Annotated in this window: 18 protein-coding genes; 6 read left to right on the top strand and 12 right to left on the bottom strand. The window is 43.2% G+C overall.

Annotated features, from left to right (window positions below; all coding sequences use genetic code 11):
• Positions 1-52 precede the first annotated feature (52 nt).
• The 5 genes from ACRQ5D_RS12840 to ACRQ5D_RS12820 all read left to right on the top strand — a co-directional run bounded on the left by ACRQ5D_RS12840 (position 53) and on the right by ACRQ5D_RS12820 (position 5,490).
• On the top strand, positions 53-808 hold the full coding sequence (locus ACRQ5D_RS12840) for a methyltransferase domain-containing protein (RefSeq protein WP_091174076.1): 756 nt from the start codon (positions 53-55) through the stop codon (positions 806-808).
• A gap of 207 nt (positions 809-1,015) precedes the next feature.
• Positions 1,016-2,182: a 2-isopropylmalate synthase gene (locus ACRQ5D_RS12835; RefSeq protein ID WP_091174080.1), complete on the top strand. Its 1,167-nt coding sequence runs from the start codon at positions 1,016-1,018 to the stop codon at positions 2,180-2,182.
• Positions 2,183-2,184: 2 nt separating this feature from the next.
• Positions 2,185-3,435, top strand: coding sequence for a threonine ammonia-lyase IlvA (gene ilvA, locus ACRQ5D_RS12830; RefSeq protein ID WP_091174084.1), 1,251 nt, complete (start codon positions 2,185-2,187; stop codon positions 3,433-3,435).
• A 138-nt stretch (positions 3,436-3,573) separates the two neighbouring features.
• On the top strand, positions 3,574-4,596 hold the full coding sequence (locus ACRQ5D_RS12825; protein WP_432329142.1) for a proline iminopeptidase-family hydrolase: 1,023 nt from the start codon (positions 3,574-3,576) through the stop codon (positions 4,594-4,596).
• A gap of 54 nt (positions 4,597-4,650) precedes the next feature.
• On the top strand, positions 4,651-5,490 hold the full coding sequence (locus ACRQ5D_RS12820) for a DUF2911 domain-containing protein (RefSeq protein WP_091174089.1): 840 nt from the start codon (positions 4,651-4,653) through the stop codon (positions 5,488-5,490).
• A 130-nt stretch (positions 5,491-5,620) separates the two neighbouring features.
• On the opposite strand, the gene ACRQ5D_RS12815 is transcribed toward ACRQ5D_RS12820, so the two are convergent.
• The 7 genes from ACRQ5D_RS12815 to ACRQ5D_RS12785 form a co-directional block, all read right to left on the bottom strand.
• Positions 5,621-6,511, bottom strand: coding sequence for an IS1595 family transposase (locus ACRQ5D_RS12815; protein ID WP_189549506.1), 891 nt, complete (start codon positions 6,509-6,511; stop codon positions 5,621-5,623).
• A 149-nt stretch (positions 6,512-6,660) separates the two neighbouring features.
• Positions 6,661-7,551 (bottom strand): IS1595 family transposase, encoded by an 891-nt coding sequence (locus tag ACRQ5D_RS12810; RefSeq protein WP_189549506.1) that lies wholly within the window; start codon positions 7,549-7,551, stop codon positions 6,661-6,663.
• A gap of 79 nt (positions 7,552-7,630) precedes the next feature.
• Positions 7,631-8,356: a DUF2490 domain-containing protein gene (locus tag ACRQ5D_RS12805; RefSeq protein ID WP_091174713.1), complete on the bottom strand. Its 726-nt coding sequence runs from the start codon at positions 8,354-8,356 to the stop codon at positions 7,631-7,633.
• 140 nt (positions 8,357-8,496) lie between these two features.
• Positions 8,497-8,727: a hypothetical protein gene (locus tag ACRQ5D_RS12800; RefSeq protein ID WP_432329140.1), complete on the bottom strand. Its 231-nt coding sequence runs from the start codon at positions 8,725-8,727 to the stop codon at positions 8,497-8,499.
• Positions 8,669-9,523, bottom strand: coding sequence for a hypothetical protein (locus ACRQ5D_RS12795; protein ID WP_432329138.1), 855 nt, complete (start codon positions 9,521-9,523; stop codon positions 8,669-8,671). The genes ACRQ5D_RS12800 and ACRQ5D_RS12795 overlap by 59 nt, the downstream gene beginning before the upstream one ends.
• A gap of 10 nt (positions 9,524-9,533) precedes the next feature.
• On the bottom strand, positions 9,534-10,346 hold the full coding sequence (locus ACRQ5D_RS12790; protein WP_432329136.1) for a hypothetical protein: 813 nt from the start codon (positions 10,344-10,346) through the stop codon (positions 9,534-9,536).
• 20 nt (positions 10,347-10,366) lie between these two features.
• Complete coding sequence (locus tag ACRQ5D_RS12785; protein WP_432329135.1) at positions 10,367-11,254, bottom strand: ArnT family glycosyltransferase; 888 nt, start codon at positions 11,252-11,254, stop codon at positions 10,367-10,369.
• 150 nt (positions 11,255-11,404) lie between these two features.
• On the opposite strand from ACRQ5D_RS12785, the gene ACRQ5D_RS12780 reads away from it, so the two are divergent.
• Complete coding sequence (locus ACRQ5D_RS12780; protein ID WP_091174707.1) at positions 11,405-11,884, top strand: DinB family protein; 480 nt, start codon at positions 11,405-11,407, stop codon at positions 11,882-11,884.
• Here the strand turns inward: ACRQ5D_RS12780 and ACRQ5D_RS12775 are convergent.
• From ACRQ5D_RS12775 to ACRQ5D_RS12755, 5 genes are all read right to left on the bottom strand, one after another.
• A complete protein-coding gene (locus ACRQ5D_RS12775; protein WP_091174705.1) occupies positions 11,881-13,242 on the bottom strand; it encodes a hypothetical protein in 1,362 nt (453 codons plus the stop codon). The two genes, ACRQ5D_RS12780 and ACRQ5D_RS12775, sit on opposite strands and share 4 nt — an antisense overlap.
• Positions 13,227-14,735, bottom strand: coding sequence for an FAD-binding protein (locus ACRQ5D_RS12770; RefSeq protein ID WP_091174702.1), 1,509 nt, complete (start codon positions 14,733-14,735; stop codon positions 13,227-13,229). The genes ACRQ5D_RS12775 and ACRQ5D_RS12770 overlap by 16 nt, the downstream gene beginning before the upstream one ends.
• A 6-nt stretch (positions 14,736-14,741) precedes the next feature.
• The gene (locus tag ACRQ5D_RS12765; RefSeq protein ID WP_431199764.1) at positions 14,742-15,020 is read right to left on the bottom strand and encodes a Bor/Iss family lipoprotein; all 279 of its coding nucleotides are present in this window, start codon (positions 15,018-15,020) and stop codon (positions 14,742-14,744) included.
• A gap of 207 nt (positions 15,021-15,227) precedes the next feature.
• On the bottom strand, positions 15,228-16,121 hold the full coding sequence (cfa, locus tag ACRQ5D_RS12760; RefSeq protein ID WP_432329132.1) for a cyclopropane fatty acyl phospholipid synthase: 894 nt from the start codon (positions 16,119-16,121) through the stop codon (positions 15,228-15,230).
• 4 nt (positions 16,122-16,125) lie between these two features.
• The gene (locus tag ACRQ5D_RS12755) at positions 16,126-16,341 is read right to left on the bottom strand and encodes a hypothetical protein (RefSeq protein WP_432329130.1); all 216 of its coding nucleotides are present in this window, start codon (positions 16,339-16,341) and stop codon (positions 16,126-16,128) included.
• Positions 16,342-16,409: the final 68 nt, after the last annotated feature.

Raw genomic sequence — 16,409 nt, 5'->3', positions numbered from 1 at the left:
AACAAAATCTGTGAAATCACCTTAATCAGTGAAATCACAAAAAAGGAATAACATGAAATGGAACGCTGATTTATACGACCAAAAGCATGCCTTCGTATTTAAATACGGAGAAGATGTGCTTGAGTTTTTGGATGTGAAACCTGGTGAACGCATCCTTGACCTGGGTTGCGGCACAGGCCATTTAACTAAACTAATACAGGATAAAGGTGCCATCGTAAAAGGCACCGATTATTCGCCCGAAATGATAGCCCAGGCTAAACAGCTTTATCCTGATGTTGATTTCGCGGTAGAGAATGCAGCTGATTTTCACACCACGGAAAAATATGACGCCATATTTTCGAACGCCGCCCTGCATTGGGTGCTTGATGCCAACGGTGCTATTCACAGCGTAGCCAACAGCCTTAAAAAAGGAGGCCGGTTTGTTGCTGAAATGGGCGGACAGGGCAATGTTGAACGTTTGATTGAGGCTACCAAACTGGTACTGCATAATCATGGTTACAATGAAAAAGCTGATACCAAAGTATGGTATTTCCCTTCGGTTGGCGAATATGCTACCAAACTGGAAGAGCATGGTTTCAGGGTTACCTACATGATTCATTATGATCGTAAAACCCCGCTGCAGGATGGCGATCAGGGCGTAGCCAAATGGATTACCATGTTTGGCGCACAGTTTTTAGAAGGCATTCCCGAGGATGAGAAAGAACAAATCCTGGCTGAGATCATTAAAAAGCTTGAACCCTTTTATAACGATAACGGCCAATGGTATGCCGATTATAAAAGGTTAAGATTTATTGCCATTAAAAAATAGATATGAGACGTGAGATTTGAGATATGAGATTTTTTTCTCTAACTTGAATACTCGCTTCTTCAAAGAGATATGAGACGTGAGATATGAGATTTCTTTATATCTCAAATTATACCTCTAACAAAAAATAAAAGAAACAAAAAATAACAATATAGATGATTAGGCATGAGTCTCAAATCTCATATCTAACATCTCAAATCTAAAAAAGATATGTTACACGATCCCAACCGCGTTTATGTTTTTGATACCACGCTCCGCGATGGCGAGCAGGTACCGGGTTGCCAGTTAACAACCCCCGAAAAGATTGAGATAGCTAAGGAACTGGAACTACTGGGCGTGGATATTATTGAAGCAGGTTTCCCGGTTTCAAGCCCGGGCGACTTCCAAAGCGTTGTTGAAATTTCAAAAGCTGTTAAAGAACCTACCGTTTGTGCGCTTACGCGTGCCAACAAAGGTGATATTGACGCTGCTGTAGCATCTCTGCAATATGCCAAACGTCCGCGCATCCATACCGGTATCGGTTCGTCTGACATGCATATCAAACATAAATTCAACAGCACCCGCGAAGAGATTTTGGAGCGCGCTGTTGAAGCCGTTAAATATGCCAAAAAATCTGTCGAGGACATTGAGTTTTACGCCGAAGATGCCGGCAGGGCCGATGTGGTTTACCTGGCCCAAATGGTTGAAGCTGTTATCGCCGCCGGTGCTACAGTAGTAAATATTCCAGATACAAATGGTTACTGCCTGCCAGATCAATACGGCAGCAAAATCAAGTTTTTGAAAGAGAACGTTAAAAACATTGATAAAGCTATCATCTCTGTACATTGCCATAACGACCTTGGTTTGGCTACAGCCAACTCAATAGCTGGTTTGCAAAATGGCGCGCGCCAAATTGAGGGTACCATCAACGGTATCGGCGAACGTGCCGGTAATACTTCTATCGAAGAAGTGGTGATGATCCTCAAAACGCATCACACCCTGGGCCTACATACCAATATTGACTCTAAACGATTCTATGAATTGAGCCAGATGATCCGCACACAAATGCGGATGCCGGTACAGCCTAATAAAGCTATTGTAGGTGCAAATGCCTTTGCGCACAGCTCGGGTATTCACCAGGACGGCTTCCTGAAAATGCGCGAAAACTATGAAATCATTCGCCCTGAAGATGTAGGCTTTCCGAGCGCCACAATAGTGCTAACCGCGCGCAGCGGCAGGCATGCTCTGAAATTCCATCTGGAGCGTTTAGGATATACGCTGGATAAGGAAGAACTTGCTTTTGTTTACAATAACTTTTTAACGCTTGCCGATAGCAAGCTTGACATAAATGACCAGGATTTGCAAAGCCTTATGGCGCACCGACTGGTAAAAAATTAACAATGGAAACTGATACAAAAAGCCAGCTTAATTTCGAAGCGGCATACCAGCGGATAAAAGACGTTGTGAAACGTACCCCGCTGCAATATAACGCCGGTCTTTCGGCAAAATACGAGTGTGAGGTTTATTTAAAACGCGAAGACCTGCAGGTTGTTCGCTCATATAAGTTGCGCGGCGCATACAACATGATCAGTCAGTTAAATGATGATGAGTTGATCCGCGGTGTGGTTTGCGCCAGCGCGGGCAACCATGCCCAAGGCGTAGCCTTTTCGTGCAATAAAAGGAATATCAAAGGCGTAATTTTTATGCCCGAAATTACCCCCAAACAAAAAGTTAAACAAACCGCCATGTTTGGGAACGGCAATATAGAGATTGTTCTTACCGGTGATACGTTTGACGATTGCTTGGCTGAGGCCCTCGCCTACACCGAAAAAAACCAGATGACCTTCATCCCTCCTTTCGATGACTACCGCGTTATTGAAGGCCAGGGAACCGTAGGCGTTGAAATACTACAGGACCTTCCGGATATTGAAGTAGCGATTATGCCTATCGGCGGTGGTGGCTTTGCATCTGGAACAGGTACTTATCTTAAAAACAATGTTCCAAACATCCATCTGATAGGCGTTGAGCCTGAAGGTGCCCCATCAATGCTGGGCGCCATAAACCATGGTAAACCCATTACATTAGATGAAATAGACCGCTTTGTTGATGGCGCCGCTGTTAAACGCGTTGGCGCATTAACTTATGATATCTGCAAAGATATCCTGGATGATATGCTGCTGGTACCTGAAGGTAAAATTTGTACCACCATACTGAAACTTTACAACGAAGATGCTATTGTGGTTGAACCCGCAGGAGCGTTATCAGTAGCCGCACTTGATGCCTGTAAAGAGCAGATCAAAGGCAAAAAGGTAGTTTGTATCATCAGCGGTGGTAATAACGATATTGCCCGTATGCAGGAGATCAAAGAAAAATCATTACTGTACGAAGGCCTGAAACATTACTTCATTGTTCGTTTCCCGCAGCGTCCGGGGGCATTGAAACTGTTTGTGAACAGTGTATTAGGTCCCGGTGATGATATTACCCGTTTCGAATTCATTAAAAAGAATGAAAAAGAAAACGGCCCTGCACTGGTTGGTATCGAGCTAAAAAATGCAGAAGACTATCCGGCTTTGCTGCAACGCATGCATGCGCACCGTTTCAATGTTATTGAACTTAATAAAGATCAAACTCTGTTTGAGTATTTGGTGTGATACACTATAAATACTCAAAAAAAGCGTCATTGCCTTTAACAAGGCAATGACGCTTTTTTTGTATATCCAATGAAGCTAATTTAGTTAGCTTCTTATTATCTTTATCTAATAATCACCTCCACCATTCCTATCGCTAACATGAAAAAACCATTCTTCATCCTGATTGCTGCCTGCTTTTGCGCATGCAATAATCCGTCAAAACCAGCGGCAGATACCGCAACTGAATCATCAAACACTCCTTACGCAATAAAAACCGGCGGGAATAAGCTCATTAAAGTTGCCGGTAAATATAACGTATGGACAGAAAAAGTTGGCGACGGTAAAATAAAAGTGTTACTGCTGCATGGCGGTCCGGGTTTTTCACATGACTATATGGAATGCTTTGAGGATTTTTTGCCGAAGGAGGGCATTGAGTTTTATTATTATGATCAGCTTGGCTGTGGTAATTCGGATGCGCCTGCCGATACCTCATTATGGAACATTCCACGTTATGTTGAAGAGGTTGAAGAAGTGCGCAAGGGCTTAGGGCTTGATAATTTTTACATACTCGGACATTCATGGGGCGGTATGCTGGCTATGGAATACCTGCACAAATACCAGTCGCACGTTAAAGGGGCGGTATTATCAAACATGACAGCCGGCATTAAAGGCTATGTTGCCTATGCCGCTGAGTTGAAGAAGAAGTTTTTTACGCCGCGTGATATCACTGTATTTGATTCATTAGACAGGCTTAAACAATACGACTCGCCTCAATACAACGACTTGCTGATGAATAAGCTATATACCCAGGTGATCTGCAGGCTTCCATTAGAGAATTGGCCCGAACCTTTATGGCGTGCCTTCAAAAAAGCGAATCATACCATATACATACAAATGCAGGGTGTTGACGAGTTTCACGTAACCGGCAATTTTAAAGGATGGGAATTTTGGGACAAACTGCAGAATATAAAAACGCCTACCCTTGTTTTAGGCGGCGTACACGATGAAATGAACCCCGAAGACATGAAAAAGGAAGGCCGTTTATTACCCAACAGCCGCACCTATTTATGCCCCAACGGCAGCCACATGAGCATGTATGATGATCAGCAAAATTATTTCAAAAACCTCATCACTTTTTTAAAGGACGTTGACGCGGGTACATTTACCGCAGATAAAAAGTAGCACACCAATTCTAACACAGCGTTTTATATTCCACCACCATTAAAACCGTAAATCATGAAAAAGTTATTTACCTGTATCATCACCACGATGATCTTCACTGCGGTAAATGTTTATGCGCAGTTAACGCCGCAACCCAGTTCAACGCAAAGTATTGTGCAGGATTTTGGCCTCGGAAAAATCAGTCTTGTTTACTCCCGTCCGGATGTAAGAGGCCGTAAAATATTTGGAGGTATGGAACCTTACGGAAAAGTTTGGCGCACGGGGGCCAATTCGGCCACGGTAATTAAATTTACCGATGAGGTAAGCATGGAAGGCAACAATATCCCGGCGGGCGAGTATGGGCTGTTCAGCATCCCCGGCGAAAACGAGTGGACCATCATCCTCAGCAAACAACCAAAGCAATGGGGCGCCTATAACTATAAGGAAGCTGATGATTTTTTGCGTTTCAAAGTAAAAACAGAACACCTTAAGGCTTTAACAGAAACCATGACCCTCGCATTCAGCAATGTTGCAGCAACCACCTGCGATTTACAGATGATGTGGGAGCACAGTGGCTTCACAATTCACATGACCACCGATATCGATGTCAAGGTAATGGCCAAGATCGACTCGGCCATGAATACAGATAAAAAGCCATACTATGAAGCTTTGATCTATTACTATAACAATAATAAAGATATGGACAAGGCCTTAGCCTGGGCAACCGAACTGGAAAAAGACAAAAACTTTCCGCCATTTGTGCCTAAACTATGGAAAGCTCGGATCTTATTGAAAAAAGGTGATAAAGCCGCAGCAATAGCTACAGCCCAGGAAGGTGCAAAAATGGCTGCCGATATGAAAACAGATGAGTACGTACGGTTAAATAATGAGCTAATAGCACAGGCGAAGAAGTAATCATTTTAACTCGATATAATCTCCAAACAAAAAACCCTTGCCAGTGATATTGGCAAGGGTTTTTGTTTGGAAGTAAGATTCTAAAAAGCTGGGGATTGCGCGATTCCCCTCTTGAGAGAGTAATAGCCCATCAAGAGGCAGTAGCCATTTTGTTAATTAAAAAGTTAAACACCTGGTTATTGCCTCTATTGTTATATTTAAATGTGAACTCATTCAGGTATGATTGCAAATGTCTGAGCGATACTTTATGGTATTGACCATATATCCCCCGTTTTAACAATGTCCAAAAGCCCTCAATCGTATTGGTGTGATACTCTCCCCGGGCATACTCTTCTTTTTCCTTGTTTAATACCTGATGTTCACGGAATATTTTATTTAAACCGGCATATCCACCAAAGCCGTCCGTTACAATAGTAGCATCTGTGCTCACTGATTGTTCAACAATGGGTTTGAGCGTTTTCCCATGTGCCTTATCTATGACCTGAAGCTTTAGACGGCCATCCCGCTCCAATAACCCAATCACGGGCTGTTTATCCTGCATGCCGGTGACCTGCAAATTATTATCGCGCCTTTCCTGCCGCTTTTTCTTTGAGTGATTGGCTTTTTTACCACCTAAATAAGTCTCATCTACCTCAACAATACCCTTAAACAAACCGCCATCCCCGCCGTCCCGCATGGCTTCCCGTATCCGCATCTGCAAATACCAGCCTGTCTTACGATTGCATCCCAGATCCCTGCTTAACTGACGTGCAGATAACCCCTTTTTCGCATTCAGCATTAATGAAATAGCCAAAAACCATTGCGGCAAAGGAAGTTTGGTGCCCTCGAAAACAGTGCCGACCAAAACGCTATAGCTGCGGTTACAGCTATTGCAAATATGCCGTTGGCTTTCCTGGCGCTTGCTGCTCCGTTTGCTGTTGCAATACGGGCATTCTGGCAATCCTTGCCATCTTAATCCTTCAAGATAGTCTATGCAACTGGACTGATCTGGAAAACGCTTAATCGTCTCTATGATATTCATTATCATAAATATACAAATTATTCCTGCCTTTTCATGGGCTATTACTCTTGAGAGGGGCGAAGGGGTGTGTTTCTGCTTTGATAAGTCTACAGCAGCCCCCCTGCTACCGCTCATTCCTCCGCACCCCCTCTCAAGAGAGTAATAGCCCATCAAGAGGCAGTAGCCATTTTGTTAATTAAAAAGTTAAACACCTGGTTATTGCCTCTATTGTTATATTTAAATGTGAACTCATTCAGGTATGATTGCAAATGTCTGAGCGATACTTTATGGTATTGACCATATATCCCCCGTTTTAACAATGTCCAAAAGCCCTCAATCGTATTGGTGTGATACTCTCCCCGGGCATACTCTTCTTTTTCCTTGTTTAATACCTGATGTTCACGGAATATTTTATTTAAACCGGCATATCCACCAAAGCCGTCCGTTACAATAGTAGCATCTGTGCTCACTGATTGTTCAACAATGGGTTTGAGCGTTTTCCCATGTGCCTTATCTATGACCTGAAGCTTTAGACGGCCATCCCGCTCCAATAACCCAATCACGGGCTGTTTATCCTGCATGCCGGTGACCTGCAAATTATTATCGCGCCTTTCCTGCCGCTTTTTCTTTGAGTGATTGGCTTTTTTACCACCTAAATAAGTCTCATCTACCTCAACAATACCCTTAAACAAACCGCCATCCCCGCCGTCCCGCATGGCTTCCCGTATCCGCATCTGCAAATACCAGCCTGTCTTACGATTGCATCCCAGATCCCTGCTTAACTGACGTGCAGATAACCCCTTTTTCGCATTCAGCATTAATGAAATAGCCAAAAACCATTGCGGCAAAGGAAGTTTGGTGCCCTCGAAAACAGTGCCGACCAAAACGCTATAGCTGCGGTTACAGCTATTGCAAATATGCCGTTGGCTTTCCTGGCGCTTGCTGCTCCGTTTGCTGTTGCAATACGGGCATTCTGGCAATCCTTGCCATCTTAATCCTTCAAGATAGTCTATGCAACTGGACTGATCTGGAAAACGCTTAATCGTCTCTATGATATTCATTATCATAAATATACAAATTATTCCTGCCTTTTCATGGGCTATTACTCTTAAGAGGGGAGCCTTAGAAATCGCTTAGTTATTAAAACCTTGTATAAAAAGCCAGCTGTGCTACATGGTTTACCACATAGGCATCGGCTTGTTTAATGTATTGATTAAGATAACCAGCTTCGGCGTCAAATGATTTGCTAAAGCGGTAGCCAACCGCTACGTAAGCACGGTTTTGATCAAAAAAGTGTTTATTAACTTTATTCTTATTTTGAACGTTTACAAAGGCCTCGTTTTGCAGGGCGAGGAAAGTACCTTCTGTAAATACATCCGAATCCGGTTTCATCGGGATCACTGCACGGGCAAAATACCTGAAACGCTGGGCAAAATACCGATCGTTTTTATTATCGGCAGTGTTCCCTAAAAAGCGCTGCTCTAACCTAAAACGATGTGCCAATTGCACATGTTTGGTAAGCTTATGGGTATATGTGTACTGCTGCCAAATGCGGTGCTCCGGGCGAAATGTTGTTTCGTTACTTGGAGTTCGGCCATAGGTAGCTATGTAGGCATAACCCAAGGCCCCTACCTTGTTTTTGGCAAAATAATAATTAGCCGAAGGACGGAGCAGGATATGCTTTAGGTAACTTACTTCATCATGCGAGCGCAATTGTCCGTCGAACGAATAACCCCAATGTTCGGATAATTTTTGGCTGTGAAAAATAGCCGCCCAGCCCGAAAACTGGTTGTCTTGCGCAAGCAGCCTTGCAGGTGCCGCGAGCAGTAGTACTGCGAAAATTAATAGTTGTTTTTTTAATTGCATGGATGATATATGTGTGTTATAAAGGTTAACATTTATTGTAGAGACGCATTACATGCGTCTCTTTTTGCGACAGAAATTTGCAGGATCTGTCGTTTTATTAAAGTAGAGACGCATGTGCTGCGTCTCTACGCATAGCTTTACTAATCCTTAAACCTTACCAGGGTTTGGCGGCCCAGATCAACCGTTACCCTGAAGGCTTCCTGGTTGCTGCTGTATCCCGGTGTTTGGTGCAGGCTTAATATAAACTGTCCCTTTACACGCTTGTATAAAAACGGCGTGTAAATAATATCTAAACGGTTATAAGTTTTCTTTTCAAAAAACGCGTCGCCGTAAATAATATGGCTGCCCTGGCCTTTGTAAAATCTCGTCAAATAGGGCAAAACGTTTCCAGCTTAAATAAGCATTAGCTACAAAGCCGGCGGGTTTATGAAAACCATCAACACCCCTAACCCGCTCAAACGACATCATGCCGCCTGCTTCAATAGATAACGAATCTAAAATGGTTTTATGACTTAAGTCGAGCCCTAATCTTATTTGTCCGCCGCCATTATCCTGGATGTGGTCGTTTGGTAAAAGCACCTCAGCCCCTGCATCATGCATCAGCAAAAAATAGTGCGAAACATAAAAGGGCCCGGTTAAGCTTGGTCGGTATTTACCCGAAAAACCGAACAGGAACTGCTCACGATCGGTAACGGTTTGGCGGCTTACCCAGTCAATCCAGGCAGTTTCGGTAAAGTGGGCATTATGAAAACGAGTAAGCAAACCCTCAACATTGGGGCGATAGTAGCGCAAAGTATCGTTCAGTAGAGCCCGTGGATAATCATCCAGCAAACCCTCGCGCGGGAAAGCACCGGCATTGAACAGCCAGTTTTTACCGGTAAAGCTGTAATAAGCAACTGGATTAACTTTCAAAAAATATGGTTTTGCACCAAACTCATGAATGCCGTTAACCCCTACAATAAAGTGGTTCACACTATCGATATTCAAGCCCAGGTCAAGCGCGGTACGCACACCCGAATAGGTGCGTGAGCGGGCAACAAAATCTTTGTACTCCCGGTTATCCATAAAACCCAAGCCATTAAAATGGATATCAAGGCTACCCTGTGCAAGGGCTGCAGTGGTGGTTATGATCGAAAAAAAGACAAAAAGGTATATCCGTTTAAACATAGTCGATTTATTATTTTACTGTAATGTTGATGCTCTTGCTGTTACGGCCGCCAAAAAATGGTTCGGTACGCAATGAAAAAATGAGTTGATATCTGCCAGGCTGCTCCGGTGCTGTTACGTTAAATTTAAAATGAGTGCTTTCGCCCGGCTTTAGGGCAATGTTATGGAATGAATCATCTGCCTTTTGATTAGTGATCTGATCAGTCTTTTTAAAGAAACAGGCTTCAAAAAATACAGGGTGCTTTTGATTTTTATTACTGAAATCAATGGCGAATGGATAAGGATTTTTAACCGTAAGGTCGAAATCTATTTTTTGCCCCGGACTAACGGCTTCTTTGGGAGCAAGTGTTTCAAATTCAACCCGCTGATAAGTGCGCGTATCGTCGACCCAACCGCCATACCATTTACCGGCAAATACGTTAATGGAATCGGTTGTTACACCGGGCAACCAAACATCCAGTACATAATAAGTTTTTTTATGCTGAATGCTGTCTTCTATAGGCCAGATATCATACTGGGTACGGCGATAATGGCGTGAATCATAGGCAAGCCCACGGGTGGTGTTATTATAAAAATTGTATTTGGACGGATCCTGAAAACCGTCATAAAATATCACATAATTATTGCCTGCCTTTTTCTGGATCTGATGAGCCCAATCCTTAAAGCCGAAAAAGCTTTTCATGGCATCGATCTTTAGCAACAACGGAGGCCCCCAGATAATACAGATACGAACAAGCAAAATCAGGCTGAGGTTTATAACAGCCAAACGGTTAAACCAGGTAGGTTTGCCTCCCGGCCTGGCAAAACTGATGAGCACCAGCATGCTCAACGGCACATAAGCAATCAGTGTCCAATGGAGCTGTACTTCACCTTTAAAGGAGGTGAGAAAAAGAATGCTAAAATGCCCGCGCTGTTTACGAGCAGGGTGCGGGTGAAAACATCTTGTATTTTGGTTGTAAATCCTTTATAAAAAAGGAACCAGCCAATCAGCGGCCCGGCCATTATCAACTGCCCCAATGGATATAAATAGGTATTATCCAACTGGTAGTCATCGGCCGAACGCTCGCTAAGGTGATAGCTTATTGAAGGATAATCGTGGTTTACCTGCCACAGGATATGCGGTGCATACAAAGCAAGCGCCAGCAGCACAATTCCGTAAAAAGACCCTCGCTTAAGCAATTTTATATTAGATACAAGCGTGAAAGCAACCAACAAAATGCCATGGTACTTACTATATAGCAGGCAGGCTATCACCACGCCCAATATAATGGCAAGTTTTAAGCTGTCCTCTTCAATATATTGCTGATAAAAATACAGGAACAGCACCGTGAAAAACAGCAAAGGGGCATCAGGTGTGGTGGTAAAACCATAAATATGGAATACAAAGATGCCCGAAACCACCAGTATAAAGTTGATGGCATCAACCCTATAGCGCTTTAGCATCAGCCACATCAGGTATAAAGATGCGGTGGTGCTCATCACTGTAAAGAGCCTCACCCCAAATTCATTATGTATGAGACTGTAACCTGCTTTAATGAAAACGGCCACCATAGGCGGATGGTCATAATATCCCCAGTCTAAAAAACGCGAGTAAACCCAGTAGTAGGCCTCATCCGCATGGATCTCCAGGGTAAATGCCTGTACGGCATTTAGCAAAGCCCACAACAGTAAAAAATAAATTATTGGCTTGTTATATTTTACCGGCGCGCTATTTAAAGAGGTATCCTGCATTAAAATGGATGAGTAAATGAATGGGCAAAGGTATGATAAAAGATATAAGCCATAAAACGTTGGCAGCGGCGATGTGATAATTTGACGAAAAACATACCACAATCTTCATAATTTAGCGCAGCTGGAAAGCCTTAACCCATCCAATATAAAATGAAACAAGAATTTGAGGTTATCAAAAAACCGCGCCTGATGCTGTTAAACGTTGTTAAAGATCTTAGCCCCGAACAACTTAACCACATCCCCGCAGGGTTTAATAACAACCTGATCTGGAACCTGGCGCATATGATTTCCGGACAACAAGGTATTTGCTATACACGTGCAGGCGTACCTATTGTGGTTGATGACAAGTACTATACCCCCTACCGTCCCGAAACAAAGCCGCAAAGTTTTATTAATGCCGATGATATTGCTGAGGTTAAAGAGCTGCTTATTTCAACTATTGATAAAATGGAGGAAGATTACCAGACAGGTATTTTCTCAAACTATCAACCGATGACCACCCGTTATGGTGTTACCTTGAGCAATATAGAAGAAGCAATCCGTTTTTTGCCATTTCATGATGGTTTGCATACCGGTTATATCATGGCTTTGAAAAGAGCGGTTTTGGAGGAGATGAGTAAGCTTGTTTAGTATACAATCTTACTAAACGGGATCCCTACCGTTAGCCCGATTGCTGTTTTATTGTAAGGCAGTCGGGTATTCTTTAAGGAATTATTGATGTCCTGAAGCAAAAGTTGTGCTTCAAAATTTATGGCTGTGACTCCCTTTTTATCAATAAGAACAATTGGGATGCCGATGATAGAGTTGAGCGCTTTATAAGTCCCCAAATTTTTTTCAATCCGGAAACTAATGCCAACATGCGAGGTTCCGGGGATATACACTAACTTACCTGCCGCAACGGGTGTTATAAAGTTTTTATATTGGCCTATGTACCGGTCACCTTTATTTATGGTGACGGTGTTGATCCCATCTGTTCCCTGTGCTCCCGTTACATCAGCACTAAATAAGGAACCGCTTTGTACCGTATTATTCACAAAGCCTTTACCGGCAAAGGTTAAAAAGAACCGGCCCAATTTAGGGCTTTCCCAGAAACGAGTATGACTTACAAATAATTCGAGCGGGTAGTTATAATGTTTGTTAACCTGTGCATTCACATCATTGCTTACCATAAATTTTTGTGGGATAACCGGGATATAAACGCCCAGACTTGTCCAGTTATCGGTTACCAGGTCATAATTACCTGTATTTACCAGTAGTTCTGATTGCTGTTCGGAAAACCGTTGCAAATAATCTCCCCGGAGCGAAGCATAAAAGGTTTCCCGAAGTTTGCTTTTCACCTCATTGAGATTTTGTCCCGGCGCCTCCTCCTGTTTCAAAGCGTTAAGAGATTGCTCAAACTCTTCGGCCTTTTTGTTGATACTTTGAGCGATTGTATTTACCATCAATGCCCGGGCTGCATCCATCTCCTTTTTAAAATCACCATTGGCTGCGTAATAAGTTTTCGGCTTTCCCATCCAAGTTTTTTGAATGGTAAAACCCAATTGATTATCATAATACCTGTTAGCACTTTTTGCCGAATACGCGTTTGCTATATTTACCCTCGCCCCTGCTACTACAAATGACCTTACCCAATCATCACTATCAACCGGTTGGTGAAAATTATGATTGATGCTGATCATCCCTTCCGCAGCGTTGATATTAACATAATTTTTATACAACGAAAGGTCTTCATTACCGGAGAGGTAGGAGCTCACCTTATTGGACAGGAAGATATTCATGCTTTTATTAGAGATCAGCATCCCATGGCCTGTGCTGTTAGAATAGTTAGTCACTTTGCTGTTTATCGCCTTTATCTCATTGATGATCTGTGTAGTGGTTTGAGCTTTAGATTGCAAGAAGCCTGAACAGAAAAAGAGCAGACCACTTACTATGATTTTAAGCCACGCTGTATAGTTTCTCCGGTTAATATATTTCAGGCCAGCCCCCATTGCTGCGTAATTTGATTGGTAAAAACTTTCTGGCAGTCGGCATTGAGCAGGGTTTTCCGGGCGTTGACCCACCGGGTAGCTGCATCGCCGTACATTCTTTGGATGCGTTGTGGGGTAATTTCGTTGGCCTTGCCCCAATGAAATGTAAAGGGGATATTTTCATGCTCAAGCATCAGCCATACCTGGGTATAAAAGTTATAAGCTTTGTCTGATAGTGGTGCATCCAACTCCATAATGCAGGTATGTTCAAACCGGGTAAAGCCCAATGTGGCTTTGGTTTGCTTAACAAACCTAAATGAAAATACACCGCTGAAAGGGCCGATATCTTTATTGATCTTCAACATCAAATCGGCAACCCTTGGCGAAAGTTCTGCCGGGAAACCGATGGCAGAGCTCAATAGTTTTCCTCTTAACGTAGTATTGCTAAAAATTTCGCCCAGCGTACCAAAATGAGGATCAGTATTAGTTGTCATGCTGATATTTAACACCTTGGTAACTACAACCGGAACTAAAGCGGGCACAGCATCAGTAATAGTACCTATAAAACTGGCAGCATCATCTCCCGGGCCGATCCCCGCCGCGTTATCAACCGGGGGCTGATAGTTGGTACGATACGGGCGCTTATACATAGTGGTTACAAATGCCCCTTTATCCAGATCGTACGGATTAAGCAGTACCGAAAAATGGAAAGGGCGCTCGTTACCGCATGGCAGCTTATCGGTATCGCTAAAATCAAGTGTTGCCATCATACCCTGCAGTTCGGCATCATAAGGTAACCGTTGCACATAAGTTTCTAACAAAAACAGGGGTTCTGTTTCCATTAGTACGCCGTGGATAATACCGAAGCTCCCAAAACTTACCAATGCGGCATTGAAAAGTTCATCATCCTGTACCAGCTCGGTTTGCAGCAGATCCATAAACCGTTGCGCTACAATGGGAGCGGAGGCTCTTTCCAACCAAATGTGCCTGTCGGGACTTACCACAATATGGAGCCCTACTACAAAATCTGGTGTGGCACCAAAATCAAACGCCGAGCCATGAGTTCCTGTACTCACTGCACCAGCTATAGTTTGCCCGTTGCTGGCACCGGAAGTTTTGAGTGACAGGCCCCTGTTTTTCAAAAATGCGCCGAGTTCCCAAATACCGTTGCCACTTTGTGCAAAAAGCAGGTGGTCTTTGTTGCCAGTGTAAGCAGGGTTTACGGCTGTATCGGCAATAGTAAACCTGGTGTTAAGGGGTTTTGTATCCAGCATTACACCATCTTTAACCGTTGCTATTTTTGTCCACGACCAGCCAGCGCCCAATGATCGTAATGGGGTACCGGTCTCAATAGCTTCTTTAATCAGGTTTTGAAGCCCTTTGGTAGCGTCATTATAACCTTCAAGGGCATCAAGATTGTCTTCGTTGCCTAATTCATACAGATCTTTAATTTGCTCGGTAAAAGTTTCGTGCCGGTTTTCCCAACTGCTGACTCCTGTTTTAATAACTTTCATAGCCGCTTATTTGATTACGCCATCTTTGGCGCAAGGTTTACCGCATTTCCACTCTACCCTTGCAGGGCTCCAGATACCTAAGGTTACAACAGTAAGCAAGGAATAACCGAAATTATTCTTCACCGTAACTTCGGCCATACCATTGGAGCCAAGGGAATCACATATAGGAGTAACGATTCGCTTGGGGCTTTGGATAGCTCCCCAAAAAAGAAGTTTACATTCTGGTGCGATACCTCTGACCCAGCCTGCGCCTTTGTTTCGACACGGGCCGTGTAACAACTGCACAGCATTAATGAGATTAAAACAGCAGGGATAAGCTTCCTATAAAAATACAGGGGCCTGTTCAAACGTGATGGCAACATATTGTAAGTATTTGGGAAATTCCTAAAATACAATAAAGTAAATCCAAATACTTGATTTTCAATTAAGTAAAAACACGTTTATTGAATACGTACTTTTACGTCATTTATTTGATTAATGAAAAGAAGGGGCTTATCTTATTGATTTGTACAATCCCAGATGCTTTGGTTTGGTTAAAACAATATGCCATAAATGGTTTTTTCTTGAGCGGAAGGATGCAGCGCTGGCACTAAGATAGTAGCGCCACATGCGGTAAAAGGTATCACCATATTTAACGTTAAGCTGCGGCCAGCTTTGCTCAAATTTTTTACGCCACTCCATACAGGTTCGGTCGTAATATACGCCGAAGTTATGCCAATCTTCCAAAATAAATAAGCCCTGCCATGCTGTTGAGAGTTGTGCTGCAGATGGCAGCATACCATTCGGAAATATGTATTTTGCAATCCAGGGATCGGTAACTTTAGTTGAGTAATTACCGCCTATGGTATGAAGAAGGCAAATACCGTCATCTGCTAAATTTTCGTTCACCCTTTCCATAAAGATGCGATAATTACGGTAGCCAACATGTTCAAGCATCCCCACAGAAACTATCCTGTCGAATTTTTCATGTACATCGCGATAATCCTGCACCCTGATCTCCACAGGCAAACCTTTGTTAATCTCCTTTGCAATAATGGCCTGCTCTTCTGAAAGGGTTACGCCTATCCCTTTTACGCCATACTTTTCGGCCGCATATTGAAGGAGGCCGCCCCATCCGCAGCCTATATCAAGTAAGCTCATGCCTGGTTCCAATTTTAACTTACGACAAATCAGATCAAGCTTAGCTTCCTGGGCCTCATCCAATGTTTGTGCAGTTTCCCAATAGGCACAGGAGTATATCATCCGCTTATCAAGCATCAACTCAAACAGGTCGTTGCCAATATCATAATGCTTGTGTGCAACTTCTTTTGCCTTTGATTTGGTTTGCTGATTACTAAATTTTGCCTTGAGAAAGTATTTAAGCGTATTTAAGTCGCGCGGGATCATTTTATCAACCCGGTGATACTGGACGCGAAAAAAATTCGTCAAGCGCTTCACAATCCCACCAACCTTCCATGTAGGCTTCCCCAAAACCTAAAGACCCTCCTGCCAGCACACGATCATACAATTTAGGATTGCGTACCTGTAAATCCCATGGGTTATTGCCATTCACGGTAATACCACCTGAAGCAAACATATTTGTAACAATCTCTTTTGATGATCCCATAGCTTTTTCCGGTTTATGCGGTGATAAAGATATTCTTTTTGCGGAAAAACAGGAACAATTGCTAACAT

The organism is Mucilaginibacter sp. P25, from assembly GCF_050859465.1.
GTDB lineage: Bacteria > Bacteroidota > Bacteroidia > Sphingobacteriales > Sphingobacteriaceae > Mucilaginibacter > Mucilaginibacter gossypii.
This window is presented reverse-complemented; position numbering and strand designations above follow the sequence as displayed.